The organism is Pararhodonellum marinum, from assembly GCF_015354735.1.
Lineage (GTDB): Bacteria > Bacteroidota > Bacteroidia > Cytophagales > Cyclobacteriaceae > Pararhodonellum > Pararhodonellum marinum.
Genome location: NZ_JACEFJ010000003.1, coordinates 485,400 through 503,231, shown reverse-complemented (window position 1 = coordinate 503,231; position 17,832 = coordinate 485,400). Strand labels below are relative to the sequence as shown.

Annotated in this window: 15 protein-coding genes; 6 read left to right on the top strand and 9 right to left on the bottom strand. The window is 42.3% G+C overall.

What is annotated here, in order from left to right; genetic code table 11:
• The first annotated feature begins 10 nt into the window (after nucleotides 1-10).
• From H1A14_RS09195 to H1A14_RS09180, 4 genes are all read left to right on the top strand, one after another.
• On the top strand, nucleotides 11-967 hold the full coding sequence (locus tag H1A14_RS09195; RefSeq protein WP_194775936.1) for an ATP-grasp domain-containing protein: 957 nt from the start codon (nucleotides 11-13) through the stop codon (nucleotides 965-967).
• A 45-nt stretch (nucleotides 968-1,012) separates the two neighbouring features.
• Nucleotides 1,013-2,119, top strand: coding sequence for a carboxylate-amine ligase (locus H1A14_RS09190; RefSeq protein WP_194775935.1), 1,107 nt, complete (start codon nucleotides 1,013-1,015; stop codon nucleotides 2,117-2,119).
• A 159-nt stretch (nucleotides 2,120-2,278) separates the two neighbouring features.
• Nucleotides 2,279-3,106: a type 1 glutamine amidotransferase gene (locus H1A14_RS09185; protein WP_194775934.1), complete on the top strand. Its 828-nt coding sequence runs from the start codon at nucleotides 2,279-2,281 to the stop codon at nucleotides 3,104-3,106.
• An 11-nt stretch (nucleotides 3,107-3,117) separates the two neighbouring features.
• Nucleotides 3,118-4,308, top strand: a complete 1,191-nt coding sequence (locus H1A14_RS09180) for a hypothetical protein (RefSeq protein ID WP_194775933.1) — start codon at nucleotides 3,118-3,120, stop codon at nucleotides 4,306-4,308.
• A gap of 39 nt (nucleotides 4,309-4,347) precedes the next feature.
• On the opposite strand, the gene dprA is transcribed toward H1A14_RS09180, so the two are convergent.
• Complete coding sequence (gene dprA, locus H1A14_RS09175; protein ID WP_194775932.1) at nucleotides 4,348-5,469, bottom strand: DNA-processing protein DprA; 1,122 nt, start codon at nucleotides 5,467-5,469, stop codon at nucleotides 4,348-4,350.
• On the bottom strand, nucleotides 5,450-5,803 hold the full coding sequence (locus H1A14_RS09170) for a MerR family transcriptional regulator (RefSeq protein ID WP_194775976.1): 354 nt from the start codon (nucleotides 5,801-5,803) through the stop codon (nucleotides 5,450-5,452). The genes dprA and H1A14_RS09170 overlap by 20 nt, the downstream gene beginning before the upstream one ends.
• Before the next feature lie 596 nt (nucleotides 5,804-6,399).
• Here H1A14_RS09170 and H1A14_RS09165 point away from each other — a divergent pair.
• The gene (locus tag H1A14_RS09165) at nucleotides 6,400-7,878 is read left to right on the top strand and encodes a S10 family peptidase (protein WP_194775931.1); all 1,479 of its coding nucleotides are present in this window, start codon (nucleotides 6,400-6,402) and stop codon (nucleotides 7,876-7,878) included.
• A 145-nt stretch (nucleotides 7,879-8,023) separates the two neighbouring features.
• On the opposite strand, the gene H1A14_RS09160 is transcribed toward H1A14_RS09165, so the two are convergent.
• The 7 genes from H1A14_RS09160 to gndA all read right to left on the bottom strand — a co-directional run bounded on the left by H1A14_RS09160 (nucleotide 8,024) and on the right by gndA (nucleotide 15,927).
• Complete coding sequence (locus tag H1A14_RS09160; protein WP_194775930.1) at nucleotides 8,024-8,950, bottom strand: SMP-30/gluconolactonase/LRE family protein; 927 nt, start codon at nucleotides 8,948-8,950, stop codon at nucleotides 8,024-8,026.
• 93 nt (nucleotides 8,951-9,043) lie between these two features.
• On the bottom strand, nucleotides 9,044-10,012 hold the full coding sequence (locus H1A14_RS09155) for a transketolase family protein (RefSeq protein ID WP_194775929.1): 969 nt from the start codon (nucleotides 10,010-10,012) through the stop codon (nucleotides 9,044-9,046).
• Between the two features lie 74 nt (nucleotides 10,013-10,086).
• Complete coding sequence (locus H1A14_RS09150; RefSeq protein WP_194775928.1) at nucleotides 10,087-10,938, bottom strand: transketolase; 852 nt, start codon at nucleotides 10,936-10,938, stop codon at nucleotides 10,087-10,089.
• A gap of 11 nt (nucleotides 10,939-10,949) precedes the next feature.
• Complete coding sequence (bcp, locus tag H1A14_RS09145) at nucleotides 10,950-11,399, bottom strand: thioredoxin-dependent thiol peroxidase (protein ID WP_194775927.1); 450 nt, start codon at nucleotides 11,397-11,399, stop codon at nucleotides 10,950-10,952.
• A 33-nt stretch (nucleotides 11,400-11,432) separates the two neighbouring features.
• A complete protein-coding gene (locus H1A14_RS09140; RefSeq protein WP_228527695.1) occupies nucleotides 11,433-13,298 on the bottom strand; it encodes a M23 family metallopeptidase in 1,866 nt (621 codons plus the stop codon).
• On the bottom strand, nucleotides 13,285-13,896 hold the full coding sequence (locus tag H1A14_RS09135; protein ID WP_194775926.1) for a fumarylacetoacetate hydrolase family protein: 612 nt from the start codon (nucleotides 13,894-13,896) through the stop codon (nucleotides 13,285-13,287). Before H1A14_RS09135 ends, H1A14_RS09140 begins: the two co-directional genes overlap by 14 nt.
• A 123-nt stretch (nucleotides 13,897-14,019) precedes the next feature.
• A complete protein-coding gene (gene gndA / locus H1A14_RS09130) occupies nucleotides 14,020-15,927 on the bottom strand; it encodes an NADP-dependent phosphogluconate dehydrogenase (protein WP_194775925.1) in 1,908 nt (635 codons plus the stop codon).
• Between the two features lie 129 nt (nucleotides 15,928-16,056).
• Between gndA and H1A14_RS09125 the strand changes: the two genes are divergently transcribed.
• Complete coding sequence (locus H1A14_RS09125; RefSeq protein WP_194775924.1) at nucleotides 16,057-17,805, top strand: ABC transporter ATP-binding protein; 1,749 nt, start codon at nucleotides 16,057-16,059, stop codon at nucleotides 17,803-17,805.
• The last annotated feature ends 27 nt before the right edge of the window (nucleotides 17,806-17,832 follow it).

Here is a 17,832-nt window from a genome sequence, read left to right as displayed (position 1 = left end):
AATTTTAAACATGAAAAAGATAGGAATATTGTTTGGCATGGAGGATACCTTTCCCCAAGCTTTTATAGATAGGGTCAATGAAAAAAATGTGAAAGGAATCACCGCAGAGGCAGTGAGCATAGACAAAGTCATTCAGAACAAGGCGACTGATTATGCGGTGATCATAGACAGGATTTCTCAGGATGTACCTTTTTATAGGGCTTATTTAAAAAATGCAGCGCTTACAGGCTGTGCTGTGATCAACAATCCCTTCTGGTGGAGTGCGGATGACAAGTTTTTTAACAATGCCTTGGCGGATGAATTGGGAGTGCCGCTTCCAAATACTGTCATCCTTCCTTCTGCCGAACACCCTACAGACACCACAAGCAAATCGTTCCGAAACCTCAAAATGCCTTTGGATTGGGAAGGCATTTTCGAATACATTGGCTTTCCTGCTTACATGAAGCCCTATGCAGGGGGAGGCTGGAAAAATGTGTACCGCCTGGAAAACCAACATGAGTTTTGGGAAAAACACAGAGAAACCGGTCAGTTGGTGATGTTGTTGCAGGAAGAGATCGTTTTTGAGGAATATTTCAGAGTATATTGCTTGGGTGGCAAAGCAGTCAGGATCATGCCGTATGAACCCAGGAATCCACACCATTTAAGGTATGTGGTGGATGGACCGCCCACCTCCAAAAAGCTACTGTCTACCATCAAGGATTATACCATCCGACTTTGCAAAGGTTTGGGCTATGATTTTAACACCGTTGAATTCGCCGTAAAGGACGGAGTACCTTTTGCCATTGACTTTGGCAATCCCGCACCGGATGCGGATATCAATTCTGTGGGGAAGGACAACTTCGAATGGGTAGTGGAAGAGGCGGCGAAAATGGCCATAGCCTATGCCAAAGCCCAAAAGCCCGGCAAGATGAACCTCACTTGGGGCAGTTTTATGAAAGATGGCGTGAATGAGTCACCAAGATTTTAAACTCAGGTTCCGTCAGCTCATTTTAAACATTAACCACCGTCGTCCATGAAGAAATTACCCGTATTCACCTTAGGTGTAGAAGAAGAATATCAAATTATAGATCCGGAGACTCGAGAACTACGGTCTCATATGTCCAAGATTGTAGATGGAGCCAAGATCATTTTGAGGGAGCAGGTGAAGGCTGAAATGCACCAATCCGTTGTGGAAGTGGGTACTAACGTCTGCAAAACGGTAAAAGATGCCAAAAATGAGATTGTCTTTCTCAGAAAAAAGATTGCAGAACTTGCAGATGCCCAAGGATTGATTGTCGGTGCAGCAGGAACACACCCTTTTTCAAAATGGCAGGAGCAGGCCATCACCGATGATCCAAGGTACCACATCATTGTCAATGAGCTTCAGGATACCGCAAGGTCCAACCTCATTTTTGGGATGCACTGTCATGTAGGCATAGAAAGCAGGGAAATCGCTCTTCAGCTGATGAATCAGGCCTGCTATTTCCTTCCTCATATTTATGCGCTTTCGACCAATTCACCATTTTGGGAAGGACGGAATACGGGATTCAAAGCCTTTAGAGCCAAGGTTTTTGCCAAATTCCCTAGGACGGGTTTGCCGGAATATTTTGATTCGGTGCAATCCTATGACAACTTTTTGGATATTCTCGTAAAGACCAATTGCATAGACAATCCAAAAAAAATATGGTGGGACTTGAGGATGCATCCTTTTTTCAGTACCATTGAATTCAGGATCTGTGACATGAGCCTTGGAGTGGATGAAACCATTTGTTTGGTAGCACTCATTCAGGCCGTGGTGGCCAAGCTCTATAAGCTTTTGATGCAAAATACCAGTTTCAACATTTATAGAATTGCGCTGATCAAGGAAAACAAATGGCGGGCAGCAAGATATGGCTTGGAAAACAATATGATTGATTTCGGACTAAAAAAAGAGGTGCCCACCAAAGCGCTGATCATGGAACTCCTTGAATTCATAGATGATGTAGTGGATGAATTGGGTAGCAGGGAGGAAATCAATTATGTACATACCATCCTTGAGCAGGGTACCGGAGCGGATAAACAGCTCGCTGTATTTCAAGAATCCGGAGAATTGAAAAAGGTAGTGGATTTTATTACCGGTGAATTTACCAAAGACCTTTGAACCAATTGCTGCTAGTTTGGAGTTAATGTTGTAATTTTGCACACCTTTTAAATGTGGTTTTGTAAAATTCACCCAAATTCAGCAAACCCAATTTCCGGTTATTTTATTTCAGCATATCAATGTTTTGCTAGAAATACCCTTTAGAAGAATGTAAAAAGAATGGAAAGTCCAATAAAAATGGCTATTTTGGATATGTATGATGGTGAACCCAATCAGGGAATGCGCTGCATCATAGACATAGTCAACAGATTTAGAAGTGAGGTTAACTTCAAAGTATACGATGTAAGAGGAAAATCTGAGTTGCCTGCTTTAGCCAATTATGACGTGTTTATTTCATCAGGAGGGCCGGGAAATCCTTTGGATGGAGATGGTCTTTGGGACCGTGCCTATTTTGCTTTTTTGGATGAATTGTGGGCCTGGAACAAGGAAAGTGAACAAAAAAAACACATGCTCTTTATCTGTCATTCCTTTCAGATGGCCTGCAAACATTTTGGTTTGGCTGAAATCACCAAAAGAAAGTCCACCTCATTTGGGGTTATGACTATTCATAAAACCCCGGAGGGTACCATAGACCCGTTGTTTGAAAATCTGGATAATCCCTTTTATGCGGTAGATTCCCGTGATTACCAAGTAGTACAGCCTCGTCTAAAGAAATTCAGAGACAAGGGAGCTACCATTTTGGCCCTTGAAAAAATAAGATCCCATGTGGAATATGAAAGGGCCATCATGGGCGTCCGATTTTCTGATTACATTGTCGGTATACAGTTTCATCCGGAAGCAGACCCGATAAGTTTCGTTATGCATCTCAAAAAGAAAGAAGCCAGAGATAAAATCATCGCCTTGAAAGGCAGAACTAAATTCCGCAATATGCTGGAAGATCTGGTAGACGAAAATAAAATTTTTAAAACCAACGAAACGCTGATTCCGAATTTCATCAAAAATGCCCTCAAACAGGTAAAAGAAAACAAAAGCATGTTAAGTCTATAAGTTTTTTTAAGATGATCAAAAAATACAGAGACCGGTTCAACGAGGCCTTTTCAATAGAAAAGTATAAGGCTTTTCAGGAGGATGTCACCGCTGATTTTGATTATTTGCCTACGTTCAGGATGGCGGAAAGCCCTTTTTTTATCAACCGGGAATTCAAACAAAAACTGGTACAGGCTACCGAAGCGGTGATCGAATTCGTAAAGGCACCTGGATTTCTGGAATTGACTGACAAATCCCTGGATTTTGGAAACAGGGTACCCAATGAAAATCCACATCCGAATTTCCTGGCTGTGGATTTTGGCGTTTGTGAGGAAGAAGGGGAGTTGTTGCCCAAATTGATCGAAGTGCAGGGTTTTCCCTCCATTTTTAATTTTCAATATAACCTTTTTGAAAAATTCAAAAACCAATACCCATTTTTATCGGAATTGACTCCCTATTTTGATGGGATCGATCAAAGCAATTACTTACCCATACTGAGGGATACCATCTGCAACGGTCATCCTGAAGAAAACGTCATATTGTTGGAAATCGAACCCGAAAAGCAAAATACCAAAATAGATTTTTACTACTGTCAAAGAGATCTGGGCATTCCGGTAATCTGTGTTACTGAGGTGATTAAAGAAGGCAAAAAGCTATTTTACAAGGATAAAACCGGCCAAAGCATACCCATCAAAAGGATTTATAACCGTGTCATTTTTGATGAACTTGACCTTCGAAAAGATTTAAACCTTCAGTTTGATTTCAGAGAAGAACTTGAGGTGGAATGGGCTGGCCATCCAAATTGGTTTTTCAGGATCAGTAAATTCATTCTCCCTTACCTGAAAGGGCCCTATTTTATAGAGACGACCTTATTGAGTGAACTGAAAAGTATCCCCAAGGACCTTGAAAACTATGTGCTCAAACCTCTTTTTTCCTTTTCCGGGAGCGGAGTGGTTTACCATGTAAAAGAATCTGACATCGAGGCTGTAAGAGAAAAAGACTTATATATCCTTCAGAAAAAGGTTCACTATTCACCGGTTCTTCAGGCTCCGGACGGCAAAGTGAAGGCCGAAGTGCGCATTTTGGCCGTTTGGCCGGATGGAAGGGATAACCCCATTTTAATGGGTAACCTGGTTCGCCTAAGTAGAGGAGAAATGATCGGAGTGAAATTCAACAAAGACAAAGATTGGGTAGGAGGTACTTTGGGTTTATTTGAAAAATAATTACTGAACTGATTTTTAAACAATTACCACAATAATTCTTCAACTTACTTTATATCTTTTTCCCGGCAAGGATTTTACGAATCCCTGAAATTCCAGATTCAATAATTTAGAGGCCAACAGATAAATGGGTATCTGGGTCTGCCAACTGATCCGGTCGATATCCAATTCTTCATTGCCTTCCATCAATGCCATGATTTTTGCCTCTTCTTCATCCAAGGTACTATAGTCCCTTACTTTTTGGGGAGGTTGCTGAGCATTAATTGTGTCTTTGCTCCAAGAAAGACTGTCCTCCAGATCTTTAGGACCTGTATAAATGGCCGCTTTCATGGATCTGATCAGGTTGTTGCAACCTTCACTGTAAATGGATTGCAAGTTTCCGGGAACAGCAAGTACCTCTTTGTTATAGCTATAAGCGATTTCTGCGGTGATTAATGCACCTCCTCTCTTAGCTGCTTCTACCACAATCAATGCATCGGATAGTCCTGCAATGATGCGGTTCCTTTGGGGGAAATTTCCAGGAACCATTTCAGCTCCGAGTCTGAATTCGCTCACGATACCCCCATTTTCCATCATGCTTTCTGAAGTGGATTTATGGGCAGCAGGATAAATTTTATCTAAAGGTGAACCCAAAACGCCAATCGTGGACATATGATGCTTAAGGGATGACCTGTGGGCTTCAATGTCAATTCCGTAAGCTAGACCACTGATGACAAGTGGCTGATAGGGCAGGAGGTCTTCCACTATTTTCTGTGTGATGGCTTTGCCGTATTCAGTGGCATTTCGGGTCCCTACGATTCCTATTGTTCTGAATGCATTGAAATCTACATTGCCTTTGGAATAAAGAATTACAGGTGCATCCTCTATGGGTTTGAGTCTTTCAGGATATCCGGGATCTAGGTAGCTGAAAATGTGAATGCCTTTTTTCTGGCAATCCAAAGCCAACTTTTCGGCATCTCTAAGCAGTTGGTCTTTTTGTTTACGGATAGACAATAGTTTTTCCCCTATGCCTGGAATTTTGGCTGCTTTCCCGGCTGGTAATTTGAAAAAACCCTCTGCTGAACCACTGTAGCTGATGATGTTTTTGTAAACTCCAGGCCCTATTTTATGCCCCAGGCTAAGGGCCAAGCGATACAAAAAAGTTTCATTGATTGTTTGATCCATTGATGTTATTCCTGAGGTCTTCTAAAAATCCTTTGATTTCATGCAACTTGCCGATGATCCCGGCTTTGTCATTGATCTGATGCATGTCCTTTTTGATGATTTCCTGTGCTCCCTGAAGGGTGTAACCTTTTTCTTTGACAAGGTGATAGATCAACCTGATTTTCTCTATGTCCTCTTTGGTAAATCTTCTGTTGCCTTTCTTGTCTTTTTTCGGCTTGATGATGTCAAATTCGCCTTCCCAATAACGAATAAGGGAGGTAGCTACCTTGAACATAGCTGCCACTTCCCCTATGGAGTAATATTTCTTTTCGATTTCTTTTTCCTTGTATGGCACAGCTCTAAAAATTGGTTCATTCAAAATTAAGGAAAAGTAAGGAAATTAAAGCATTAAGTCCCTTTGAATTTGACCTTTATAACTCAATATCTAGATTAAGTTTTGGACTTGAAGCTAAATTTAACTTTAACCCAAATCAAAATCCTTGTTGGGTTTAACCTTACAGGGTACTTTTGTCCTTTGCTTCAGTTATTGCATTTGGGAAATTGGGTCTATTGAATAAAATGCAATCAGCGAACTTTCTTTTCCTATTGCAGACTGCATGCTTTTACCATAAATACGTTGATTGATTGCATGTGTCCCATCTATCCATTTGAAGAGGTGTATGGTCTCCTTTTTTTTGAGATTTTCCGGGGAAAATCTTCCGGCTAGCCCATAATTTCCTTTCTTTACATAATCTTTCGCAAAATTCGATGAAAAATACCTACAAAGCAGAGGGTGAATAATAGGATGATCATCTTAACAATCGTTTTTTTCTAAACTGAATCAAACCTCCCTTTTAAATTCAACCACTGGTGTAAAATAAACGCTGATCGTTGTGGCTGAATCTCTAATTCTCTTATTTTTAACGTTCAATCCCTTTAATTAAATCTCATATGAAAATATTTGTACCAATTCTGGTTTTCTGCTTGTTTTTTTCCGGATTAGCGATAGGTCAGGAACGCAAACTTGATGTTGAATCTGTGGTGCAAACCAAAGGTCAGGTAAGTATAAAAGGCAGAAATGTATCTTACACAGCCATTACTGGGACCCAGCCGGTTTGGGATCAGGATGGCAAGCCCATCGCGTCCCTTTATTTTACCTATTATGAGCGAAATGATGTTTCGGACCGAGATAAAAGGCCCTTGGTCATTTCTTTCAATGGGGGGCCTGGTTCTGCGTCAGTGTGGATGCATTTGGCCTACACAGGTCCCAAAATACTGAAGATTGATGACGAAGGGTATCCCATTCAGCCCTATGGTGTCAAAGACAATCCCCATTCGATCTTGGATGTGGCTGACATTGTCTTTGTCAATCCAGTCAATACAGCCTATTCCAGAATCGTGGATCCAGATGCCAAAAAAGAACAGTTTTTTGGGGTCAATCAGGACATTAAATACCTGGCTGAATGGATCAACACTTTTGTGTCCAGATACAATAGATGGCCCTCACCCAAATATTTGATCGGAGAAAGTTATGGCACTACGAGGGTTTCAGGTTTGGCTTTGGAACTTCAAGAAGCCCAATGGATGTATCTGAATGGGGTAATCCTGGTCTCACCTACAGGTTTGGGCATCGAGAGAAACGGTCCGGTCGGGGCGGCCAATCGATTGCCCTATTTTACCGCTGCAGCATGGTATCATCAAAAACTCCCAAGTGACCTTCAGACCAAAGATTTGGATGAGGTATTGGAACTGTCTGAACAATACACCCAAAACACTTTATTACCAGTTATGGCCAAAGGGGCTTGGTCCACTGAAGGAGAAAGACAAGAAGCCATTAAATCCTTCAGTAGGTTCTCTGGACTTAATGAGTTGGTAGTAGCCCAATATGGCCTGGATGTTCCAAACAATTTCTTTTGGAAAGAGCTGCTCAGGGAAGATGGATTTACCATTGGTAGGTTGGATTCCAGGTACAAGGGTTTGGATAGAAATGACGCCGGAAGCAGCCCGGATTTCAATGCAGAACTGACTTCATGGCTTCATTCCTTTACTCCAGCCATCAACCATTATATCAAAAATGTGCTAAAGTACGAGACAGATATTAAATACAATATGTTTGGCTCAGTGAGTCCTTGGGATAGGAGTGGAGACAATACCGGAGAAAACCTTCGAAAGGCGATGGCCCAGAATCCCTATTTGCATACGATGATTCAGAGTGGCTTCTTTGATGGGGCGACCACCTATTATGATGCCAAATACACCATGTGGCACATTGATCCCAGTGGCAAAATGAAAGACAGGTTCTCTTTCAAAGGTTATCGCAGTGGGCACATGATGTACCTCAGATCAGAGGATCTGAAAAATGCCAATGACGACATCAGGGATTTTATTCAGAAAACGCTCCCAGGAGAGGGGGTTCCCGCAAAATACTGAAAGACTAAAATTTTGCCCCAATTACTGTATTTCAAAAAATCATAAATACCTCATTATTATATAATTAATTGATTTTACTTAGAATAAAAAAAGGCCATCAATTTTTGCTTGATGGCCTTTTAATTTGCTCTTACAGGCAGGAAGTTTACCAAACCCCTCTGACTTTCATATCCAGTTTATATACAGCATCACTTGCGGTGATAAAAAGAGTTTTTCTATCGCCTCCGCCAAAACAAACATTGGAAGTCCAACTGGCGCCCGTAGGGATATGGGCAATTTTATCACCCTTGGAATTGAAAACCGTCACACCGTCACCAGTAAGATAAACATTGCCTTTGTGATCAATGGTCATGCCATCAGAACCCATCTCTACAAACAGTCTTCTGTTGGATAAATAACCATCCTCTTCAATGTCATATACATAGGTTTTTTTGTCCCCAATGTCTGCTACGTACAGTTTTTTTCCGTCAGGCGTTCCCACCAAACCATTGGGCTTGACCAGGTTCTCATCAACCGGGAAAAATTGGATTTTGTCCGGGCTAAGAAAATAGAGGTGTTCTCCGCTTACCTGCATGTTGGGGTCTCTATCCCAATAAGCTCTTTTGTACAGTGGGTCTGAAATGTAAATACCACCCAAAGGAGAAATCCAAAGATCATTGGGGCCATTTAAGCGATTGCCTTTAAAATTTTCGATCAAAACAGTTTTATTTCCTTTTTCATCAAATGACCACAATTGGTTCTCCATATCGACACATGCGATCAGGTTACCACCCAATTCAAAATACATTCCGTTTGCTCTTCCAGCCTCTTCCACAAAAGTGGTTACTTCTCCTGTGAGAGAGGACCATTTGTGAATTTTGTCATTGGGTTGGTCGGTGAAAAAGACATCACCGATACGGTTAACTGCAGGCCCTTCAGTAAATTTAAATCCATCTTTGATTTTGGTCACTTCCGCGTTTTTGGCAATGATGCTTTTTCCGCCTTCAATTTGGGAAATGGCATTTTGCTGGGTAAATACTAAAATCAACAATAGCAAGATTGAGCAGGAAGGTATAGGTTTGGGGAAGTTCATGATTTTTGGGATAGGGTTTGATGTTTGTTAAAAATAAAAAAAAATCTACCCTTAGCATGCTAAAGGAAGATTTTTTACATGAATAGCAATTGCTTACTTTCTTGCGATGGCCTTTTTTACAGATTTCACAATATTTTCGGCATTCAATCCATATTTCTGCAACAAGTCAGTTGGAACCCCTGACTCACCGAAGGAATCGTTTACAGCGACCATTTCCATAGGAGCAGGATGGTTTCTGATCAAGGTTTGGGCGATACTGTCTCCCAAGCCACCATTCATCTGATGCTCTTCAGCAGACACACAGCAACCGGTTTTGGCTACAGATTCCAAAATGGCTTCTTCATCCAGAGGTTTGATGGTATGGATGTTGATGACTTCTGCGTGAATGCCTTCTTCTCTGAGCATGGCTTCAGCCACCACCGCTTCCCACACCAAATGACCCGTAGCAAATATGGTTACATCCTTGCCATCAATCATTTTCCAGGCTTTTCCGATTTCGAATTTTTGGTCAGCTGGGGTAAAAATGGGCCAACTTGGTCTTCCGAACCTTAAATATACCGGTCCTTCATAATCAGCGATGGCAATGGTGGCCGCTTTGGTCTGATTGTAATCGCAAGGATTGATTACCGTCATGTGTGGCAACATTTTCATCATACCCAAATCCTCCAGAATTTGATGGGTAGCCCCATCTTCTCCCAAAGTCAATCCGGCGTGGGATGCACAGATTTTAACGTTTTTATCAGAATAGGCAATGGATTGTCTGATCTGATCATAAACCCTTCCTGTGGAAAAATTGGCAAATGTACCGGTGTAAGGTATTTTTCCATTGATGGAAAGTCCTGCAGCGATGCCCATCATGTTGGCTTCCGCAATTCCTGTCTGAAAGAATCGTTCCGGGAATTCATTTTGAAATGCCCCCATTTTAAGAGAACCTATCAAGTCGGCACAGAGCCCAACCACATTGGGGTTTTTCCTTCCAACTTCCAAGAATCCATCTCCAAATCCGGATCTTGTGTCTTTTTTTTCTGTATAGGTGTATTTTAAATCAAGTGTTTTTTCCATCTTTTGTTAAGGTTTTTCTAATGTCAGGTGAGCATTATAGGTTCGTTTTGAAAGCTTTAATGATTATAGAATTTTCAGAAATCACCCAAGGTTTCTTCCAATTGAGCCAAGCCATTTTCCAGCTGTTCGTCGGAGGGGGCAATACCATGCCATTTGTGGGTACCTACCATAAAGTCAACTCCGTATCCCATATCTGTATAAAGTAAATTAAGAACAGGTTTGCCCTTGCCGGATAGACGCTTGGCTTCTTTTAAACCTTCCAACACCGCTTCAAGGTCATTACCCGATTTGGTTTCTACCACCTGCCAGCCGAAAGCTTCATATTTGGCCTTCAGACTGATAAGGTCCATGATTTTTTTGGTAGGCCCGTCTATCTGTTGTCCATTATAATCAATGGTGGCAATCAGGTTATCCACTTTGTGATGGGCAGCATACATGGCTGCCTCCCATATTTGGCCTTCTTGCTGTTCCCCGTCTCCCATAAGGACGTAGACGGTTTTGTCATCTCCATCTATTTTTTTGGCTTGTGCTGCACCTATGGCTACAGAAAGTCCTTGTCCAAGAGAACCGGAAGCAACCCGGATGCCTGGAAGGTTTTCTTCAGTGGCGGGATGACCTTGTAGCCTTGAATTTATCTTACGAAATGTTTTCAGTTCCTCCAGATCGAAGTATCCGCTTCTGGCCAAAATACTGTACCAAACCGGTGAAATATGGCCATTGGATAGAAAAAAGAGGTCTTCACCTTTACCCTCCATCTTAAAGTCAGGATTGTGTTCCATCTGTTTAAAATAAAGCGCTACGAAGAATTCAGTGCAGCCAAGAGAAGCCCCGGGATGTCCTGATTGAACCCCATGGACCATCCTAAGAATATCTCTTCTTACCTGTGAGCAAATTTCTTTTAACTGGTCAATTGATTTTTTTTCCATTGTGGAGAGTTTTATTTGAGTATTTGATTGGTGTGGTCTTTGGTTTTTACTTTATCGATGATTTCCGTAATGATACCTGATTCATCAATGACGAAGGTGGTTCTTGCAGTCCCCATGTATTTTCTGCCGTACATGGATTTCTCTACCCATGTGCCGTACGCTTCATGCACCTTCAAATCCTCATCCGAAATCAAGGAAAACGGCAGAGATTGCTTTTCGATGAATTTTTGGTGTGATTTTTCCGAATCACTGCTCACCCCAAGGATCTCATAACCTGATTTTTGAAGTGCTTCATAGTTGTCCCTCAGGTTACAGGCTTGCGCTGTACATCCCGGTGTATTGTCTTTGGGATAAAAATAAATGACGACTTTTTTTCCTTTAAAATCGGAAAGTTTTACGAGGTTTCCATCTTGGTCTTTGGCCTCAAAATCAGGGGCTTTTTTTCCTACTTCTACTGACATTTTGATATTTGTTTTGTGGTTAAGTTCATTCGTTCAGATTTTGGAATTAAAAATCCTTTCATTTCCTGCCTTGTCCCTTACTTTCAGCTCAATATCGCCCTTGAAAGGTTCATTTCTCAGTTTATCCGTCCATATTAAATTGGATTTGTACTCATAGCGAAGTTGAATCCATTCTCCATTGACTTTGAGTTCGAATAGATCTATCCCCGAAAGATCATCCTGTATGTTGAACATCATTTCCCTGGAGTTGATCCGAACGGGCCTTATGGTTGGTGGATTGTTGTCCCGAGCTAAAACAAAAGTACCAAAATTTCTGGTCTTGAAACTGATTTTATCCGAGTTCCACTCTCCACCAACGAAATTTTTTCGGTTCGGGGCATGCAACTGATAAACGTGGAGTTGATTTTTTTCCTCCTGAAAACCGGGCAAATTCATTTCAACTTCCATGTTTTGCCAAAGGTACTCGAATTCATCGTTGATCGTCACCCCTGGATAACCACGGTGTTCGGTAGATTCTACCCGAATGAATGTGTCTGCCAGCAGGGTTTGGTCTCTAAAATGAATTTCGATATTTCCATCAGAGAAAAAGAAGGATTCTCTGGCCGGAATTTTTGCAACTATTGGTGGGAAAACGGTCTCTGTACAAATGTCCACGGAATCCGGAAGGCCTAATTCCATGTCCCAGAGATAAGTTCTTTTGTTGGTCCCTTGGTAAACCGGTGGAATCTCCAAGACCAACCCGCCTACATGTACCTTTGCCAGGTTTTCCTGACCGTTTCGGATCCCATTGATGATCAAGTGGTTTTTATCATAATCCAAAGTTGCTCCACTTGAAGTGCTGTTGTTCCTTCGCAATTCGAATTCTATCGGTTCACCTTGCAGGAGAAATTCAATTTTACTAGAATTGCCGGACACATCCTGCATTAGGATTTCAATTTCTTTTTTTTCTTCAGGAAGAAGGCGAATGGAACCGCTCAGTGTGCTGTCCGGATGGTAAAAATCCATCAGGTTTTGATTTTCCTTATATAGTTTGGTAAATGTGTTTCGGTGCGTGTGCATCAGGAGGAACCTGCCCGTATTGAAATCAATTTTATCGACATCCAAATGAAATATCGGCTTTTTGTCCACCGAAAGCTTGAATATCGGAAAGCCGTTCCTGTTGTGCGCATCATTTAATTGATCATAGGCATATACCTCAACACCTATGTTACCACTCACCCGGATATTTTCTCTCACTACATATTTATTCCCCTCAAGGTACACTGGGTAGGTTTTTCTCTGGAACAATCCCTCAACTCGGCTGTCTATATCCAAAGGCTTCAAAGCAATCCTGACCGCTCTAGGTGGGATGTCGTCTTTGATTTCGTCAAACCCAAATTTCATAGGGTCCAATGCTCTATCGAGGCTATCCCTGATTTCGAAATGCAAATGAGGACCCGCAGAACTTCCCGTATTTCCGGAATAGGCAATGACATCTCCTTTTTTGACAGGAATGCTTCCGGCTTCCGGGAAATACTCAAATTCATTCAGCTGCAGTTCATACATTTTTTCTTTCATGATTTGCCCTATTTCAGGAACAAAGTCTTTGAGATGGGCATAGACAGTGTATTGCCCATTTGGATGTCTCAGGTAAATGATGTTGCCATAGCCAAAAGAGGAGATTTTCATCCGGCTTACATAGCCATCAGCCGCAGCATACACCGGTAATCCCTGTCTGCCCTCGGTTTTGATGTCAATCCCGCTATGGAAATGGTTGGGTCTGATTTCCGCCATATTTCCTGACAGATAATTGACCATTCCGGAGCGGATGGGGAATTGGTAGTAGCCTTTTTCGATGGGTGCAAATCCTACAACAACTACACCGATCAACAAAATCAGTGCAGCCTTATTTAATTTCAAAGTCGAGCAGTTTTCTGTTTTCTACAAATGCCTCCAACCGGTCACCCAAATTGACTTTGGCTACTCCTGCAGGCGTTCCAGTAAAAATAAGGTCTCCTTTTTTTAAGGTAAAAAAGCGACTGACGTACGCTAAAATGGTCTCAAAATCAAATAGCATCATGTTGGTATTCCCTTTTTGTCGAACTTTGCCGTTTACCTGCAGATGGAAATTGATGTTTTTGAGGTTTTCAAATTCATCGAGGGGCAGGAATTTCCCAACAGGCGCAGAACCATTGAACGCTTTGGCAATCTCCCAAGGCATGCCTTTTTCTTTACACTGTTGTTGGAGGTCCCTTGCTGTAAAATCAATGCCGATACCGATCTGATCAAAATACCGATGGGCAAATTCTTTTTGTATGTACTTTCCTTCTTTGCACACCTTAAGGACCAATTCAACCTCATGGTGGATATTTTCTGAAAAGTCAGGATGATAAAAAGGCTGGTTGTTTTTTAATAAGGCTGTGTCGGGTTTTAAGAACACAACGGGGGACGAGGGCCTTTCATTGTTGAGTTCCTGAATGTGCTCGGCATAGTTTCTGCCGATGGCAATTATTTTCATGATTAAGGGCTTGGCGGGTCAATTCAATCGATGTACAAAGAAACCACATTGAGTTGGATTATGAAAATCTAAAGCCAGCCAATTGAAGGTGCTGTTTAAATATTCCATGAAATTTTCGGCAAATCAATCTCCTGATTTTTTCCATTCGGTATGAAAGTATTCGTCTGGACCTTTATCGACTCTCTGATACGTATGGGCACCAAAATAATCTCTTTGGGCCTGAATGAGATTGGCAGAAGAACTTGCTGTGACCCTGCCCAAAAAATACTGAAATGCAGCAGACATCACTGGTATGGCCACCCCTGCATTTATGGAAGCTGAAATCACCTTGCCAAGACTTTTGTGGTCAGACCTGAGTAAGCTGACATAGTCATCCATTTCCAAAATGTAACTATTTTCATCCAATAATGTGGATAACTTCATCATCAAATCAGAGCGTATGATACAACCATTCGTCCAAATCCCGGCAATTTTCGCTAAATCTAGTGACCATTTATGGTCATCTGAGGCTTGTTTTATGAGGGAAAAGCCGATTTCATGATTCAGAATCCTTACTGTCCGGTAAGCATTTTTAAGGTCTTCCAACAATTCCGAATAATCAAAGTCGCCCTTGGGTTTTTGGATTCCATACAGGTTGGAAAGGGCAAGCCTGTTTGATTTTTGCGAAGATATGATGCGTGCCATTACCGCTTCCACTAAGGGCCCGTAGGGTACGGCATGTTTCAGGGCTGCTTCAACCGACCAGCCGCCGGTTCCTTTTTGTGCCGCCTGATCCAGAATTTTATCCAATAAATATTCCTGCCCTTCTTTGGTCCTCATAATGTCAATGGTGATTTCCAGCAGGTAACTCGATTCTCCCTGATTAAGCCATTGCTCCAGAATTTCAGCAATCTGAGGAGGGTGCATGGCAAAGTAATATCGCATCAATCCATAAACTTCTGCCAAAAGTTGCATTTCACCATACTCAATGCTGTTGTGCACCATTTTAACAAAATGCCCAGAACCCTCCGGTCCTATGTATGCCACACAAGGTTCTCCGTTGGTGTTCTTGGCTGCAATTTTTTCAAAAATAGGCAGTAAGCCTTTGACTGCCTCACGGTCTCCGCCGGGCATCATAGACGGACCCTTTCGGGCACCTTCCTCACCTCCCGATACACCCATAGCGACAAATCTCAGTCCGTTTTTTTCTAGGAAAGCTGCTCTTCTGGATGAATCTTCATAATGTGAATTTCCTCCATCAATGATCACGTCTCCATCCTCCAAAAAAGGAATCAATTGTTGTATTTGTTGATCAACAGCCTCACCGGCGGGGATCATCAAAAGTATCTTTCTGGGGACTTCAAGGTTATGGAGAAAAACCTGTAGCTCATCAAAAGGGATCAAATGGCGCATCTGCGGGTTATCTTTTACCACATTTTGTGCAATCTTCTCTTCCTTGCCTGGAACATGCCGGTTGTAGATGGCGGTTTTTATTCCCTTTTCCGCACAATTCAGTGCCAGACTTTTCCCCATCACACCCATACCGAGGATGCCGATTTCTGAAAGGTTTTGGTGTATGTTCAAGGCTTGTAAAATATGTTGAATGATGGATTGGGGGTCTCTTTCAATAGGTGCATGTATGCCATAAGAGGGGATTTCCAAAGCTTCAAACTGGGAATCCAATAGCCCTGCCTTCATGTAGTGGCCAAGCCTTGCTTGCATCCTGTTGCCGATCAGATCTTTGTTTCCATCGAGATAAATCCAATTGATTTTTTTATTAGACCCCAGTATTTGTCTGTATTTTTCTTTCAATGCTGAACATGCCAAGACTGCACCTTTATGCTGCTCCCAATCAATGATATGTTGGGCCAGTTTTTCAAGCCAGGGCTGCCGATCCAAATCGTCCAAAGGAATGCCTGATGCCATTTTTTTTACATTGAAATCAGGATGGAAATCATCCGCATCAAAAAAAGGCAGAGAAAGCTTGGCTGCAAGCAATTTGCCGATGGTAGTCTTTCCGCTACCGGATACACCCATTACAACGATTATCATCGCCGAAGATAAAAAATATTGACTCATTGTAAAAGTCAGGTCACCCTTTATATCATCAGAAAGTGATTAGACCTGAACTTTATTTGGAAAGCCATGGTTAATTCGGCATATTTTTCCCCACTCTTACTTATGTCCAAAAACAAATCAGCTGAAAAGGTTACCATTGCCCACGTTTTCAAGACCATCATCTGGCCAAGAAAAAAACAGTTGTTTTTGGGTTTGTTCCTGATCATCATCAGCCGATTGGCTGGATTGGTATTACCGGGGGCCAGCAAACTGTTGTTTGATAATGTCATCCCCAGCAATGACCTTCAGATGTTGAAATGGCTGATCGGTGGGGTAGTGGCCGCTATTATAATCCAAGCTACCACTTCCTATGCCTTAACGCAAATTCTCAGCGTGGAAGCCCAGCACCTCATCTCGCAACTGAGAGCTAAAGTTCAAAAACACATTCTCCAACTACCGATCCGTTTTTTCGACAATACCAAAACTGGAGAGTTGGTATCCAGAATCATGACAGATGTGGAAGGGGTAAGAAACTTGGTAGGTACCGGTTTCGCCCAGATGATAGGAGGGGTTTTGACTTCCATCATTTCCTTGGGACTTTTGATTTATATCAGCCCATTGATGACCCTTTATGTTTTGGTTCCGGTGATTATTTTCGGCCTGATTTCCATGAAGGCGTTTGGAAAGATCCGGCCGATATTCAGGGAGAGAGGAAAAATCAATGCGGAGGTAACCGGTAGGTTGACTGAAACTTTGGGCGGGGTGAGGGTCATCAAGGGATTCAATGCCGAAGAACAGGAAATCGCGGTTTTTGAATCTGGTGTGGAGCGTTTGTTTCAAAATGTAAAAACCAGCCTCACAACTACCAGTTTGGTAACCAGTTCTGCTACTTTGCTTTTGGGTTTGGCCTCGGCTGGGATCATGGGCATAGGTGGATACATGATCATGGAAGGGGACCTGACCTTTGGAGATTTTTTGGCTTTCACCTTATACTTAGGTTTTATGATTGCACCTATCGTACAGATGAGCAATATAGGCAGTCAATTGACCGAGGCGTTTGCTGGTCTTGACCGTACGGAAGAAATCATGAATACGCCACTGGAAGATGATGGAAGTATCCGTAACATTCAATTGCCTAGCATCGTGGGAAATGTGGTGTTTGATGATGTATCCTTTGCCTATGAGGAAGGTAAAGAGGTGGTCAAAAGCATCAGCTTCAATGCGCCTGCAGGTTCTGTTACCGCTTTGGTCGGCACCTCGGGATCCGGCAAAACCACAATAGCAGGTTTGGCGGCTTCTTTTCTCAATCCTGATTCCGGCATCATCACCATGGACGGGGTGGACCTGAGCAAGGTTTCTCTGAAAAGTTACAGGAGTCAGTTAGGAGTAGTGCTTCAAGATGACTTTCTTTTTGAAGGCACCATCAGGGAAAACATTCTATTCCCACGACCTGATGCCACAGCCGATCAATTGAAGGAGGCAGTTTACGCTGCCCATGTTCAGGAATTTACCGATCGCTTCGAAGATGGTCTCGACACCCTGATAGGAGAGAGAGGGGTGAAGCTTTCGGGAGGGCAGCGGCAAAGAATTGCCATAGCAAGAGCCATATTGGCCAATCCCAGAATACTGATACTAGATGAAGCCACCTCAAATTTAGATACTGAAAGTGAGTCATTTATACAGGCTAGTTTAAAGCAACTTATGCAGGGTAGGACCACTTTTGTGATTGCCCACAGGCTGAGTACCATCCGCTTGGCAGACCAGATTTTGGTGATCGAACAGGGTAGGATAGTGGAAAGGGGTACTCATGAGGAGCTGATTCAAACCAAAGGTAGGTATTACCAACTCTATACCTATCAGGCAAGGATATAATCCCAAAAGATGGGGATTATTTTTCAA

Excerpts from the sequence above, each read along its gene's own strand:
- H1A14_RS09195 (WP_194775936.1), top strand. The coding sequence starts at position 11 with ATGAAAAAGATAGGAATATTGTTTGGCATGGAGGATACCTTTCCCCAA.
- H1A14_RS09190 (WP_194775935.1), top strand. The coding sequence starts at position 1,013 with ATGAAGAAATTACCCGTATTCACCTTAGGTGTAGAAGAAGAATATCAA.
- H1A14_RS09185 (WP_194775934.1), top strand. The coding sequence starts at position 2,279 with ATGGAAAGTCCAATAAAAATGGCTATTTTGGATATGTATGATGGTGAA.
- H1A14_RS09180 (WP_194775933.1), top strand. The coding sequence starts at position 3,118 with ATGATCAAAAAATACAGAGACCGGTTCAACGAGGCCTTTTCAATAGAA.
- dprA (WP_194775932.1), bottom strand. The coding sequence starts at position 5,469 with ATGGATCAAACAATCAATGAAACTTTTTTGTATCGCTTGGCCCTTAGC.
- H1A14_RS09165 (WP_194775931.1), top strand. The coding sequence starts at position 6,400 with ATGAAAATATTTGTACCAATTCTGGTTTTCTGCTTGTTTTTTTCCGGA.
- H1A14_RS09160 (WP_194775930.1), bottom strand. The coding sequence starts at position 8,950 with ATGAACTTCCCCAAACCTATACCTTCCTGCTCAATCTTGCTATTGTTG.
- H1A14_RS09155 (WP_194775929.1), bottom strand. The coding sequence starts at position 10,012 with ATGGAAAAAACACTTGATTTAAAATACACCTATACAGAAAAAAAAGAC.
- H1A14_RS09150 (WP_194775928.1), bottom strand. The coding sequence starts at position 10,938 with ATGGAAAAAAAATCAATTGACCAGTTAAAAGAAATTTGCTCACAGGTA.
- bcp (WP_194775927.1), bottom strand. The coding sequence starts at position 11,399 with ATGTCAGTAGAAGTAGGAAAAAAAGCCCCTGATTTTGAGGCCAAAGAC.
- H1A14_RS09135 (WP_194775926.1), bottom strand. The coding sequence starts at position 13,896 with ATGAAAATAATTGCCATCGGCAGAAACTATGCCGAGCACATTCAGGAA.
- gndA (WP_194775925.1), bottom strand. The coding sequence starts at position 15,927 with ATGATAATCGTTGTAATGGGTGTATCCGGTAGCGGAAAGACTACCATC.
- H1A14_RS09125 (WP_194775924.1), top strand. The coding sequence starts at position 16,057 with ATGTCCAAAAACAAATCAGCTGAAAAGGTTACCATTGCCCACGTTTTC.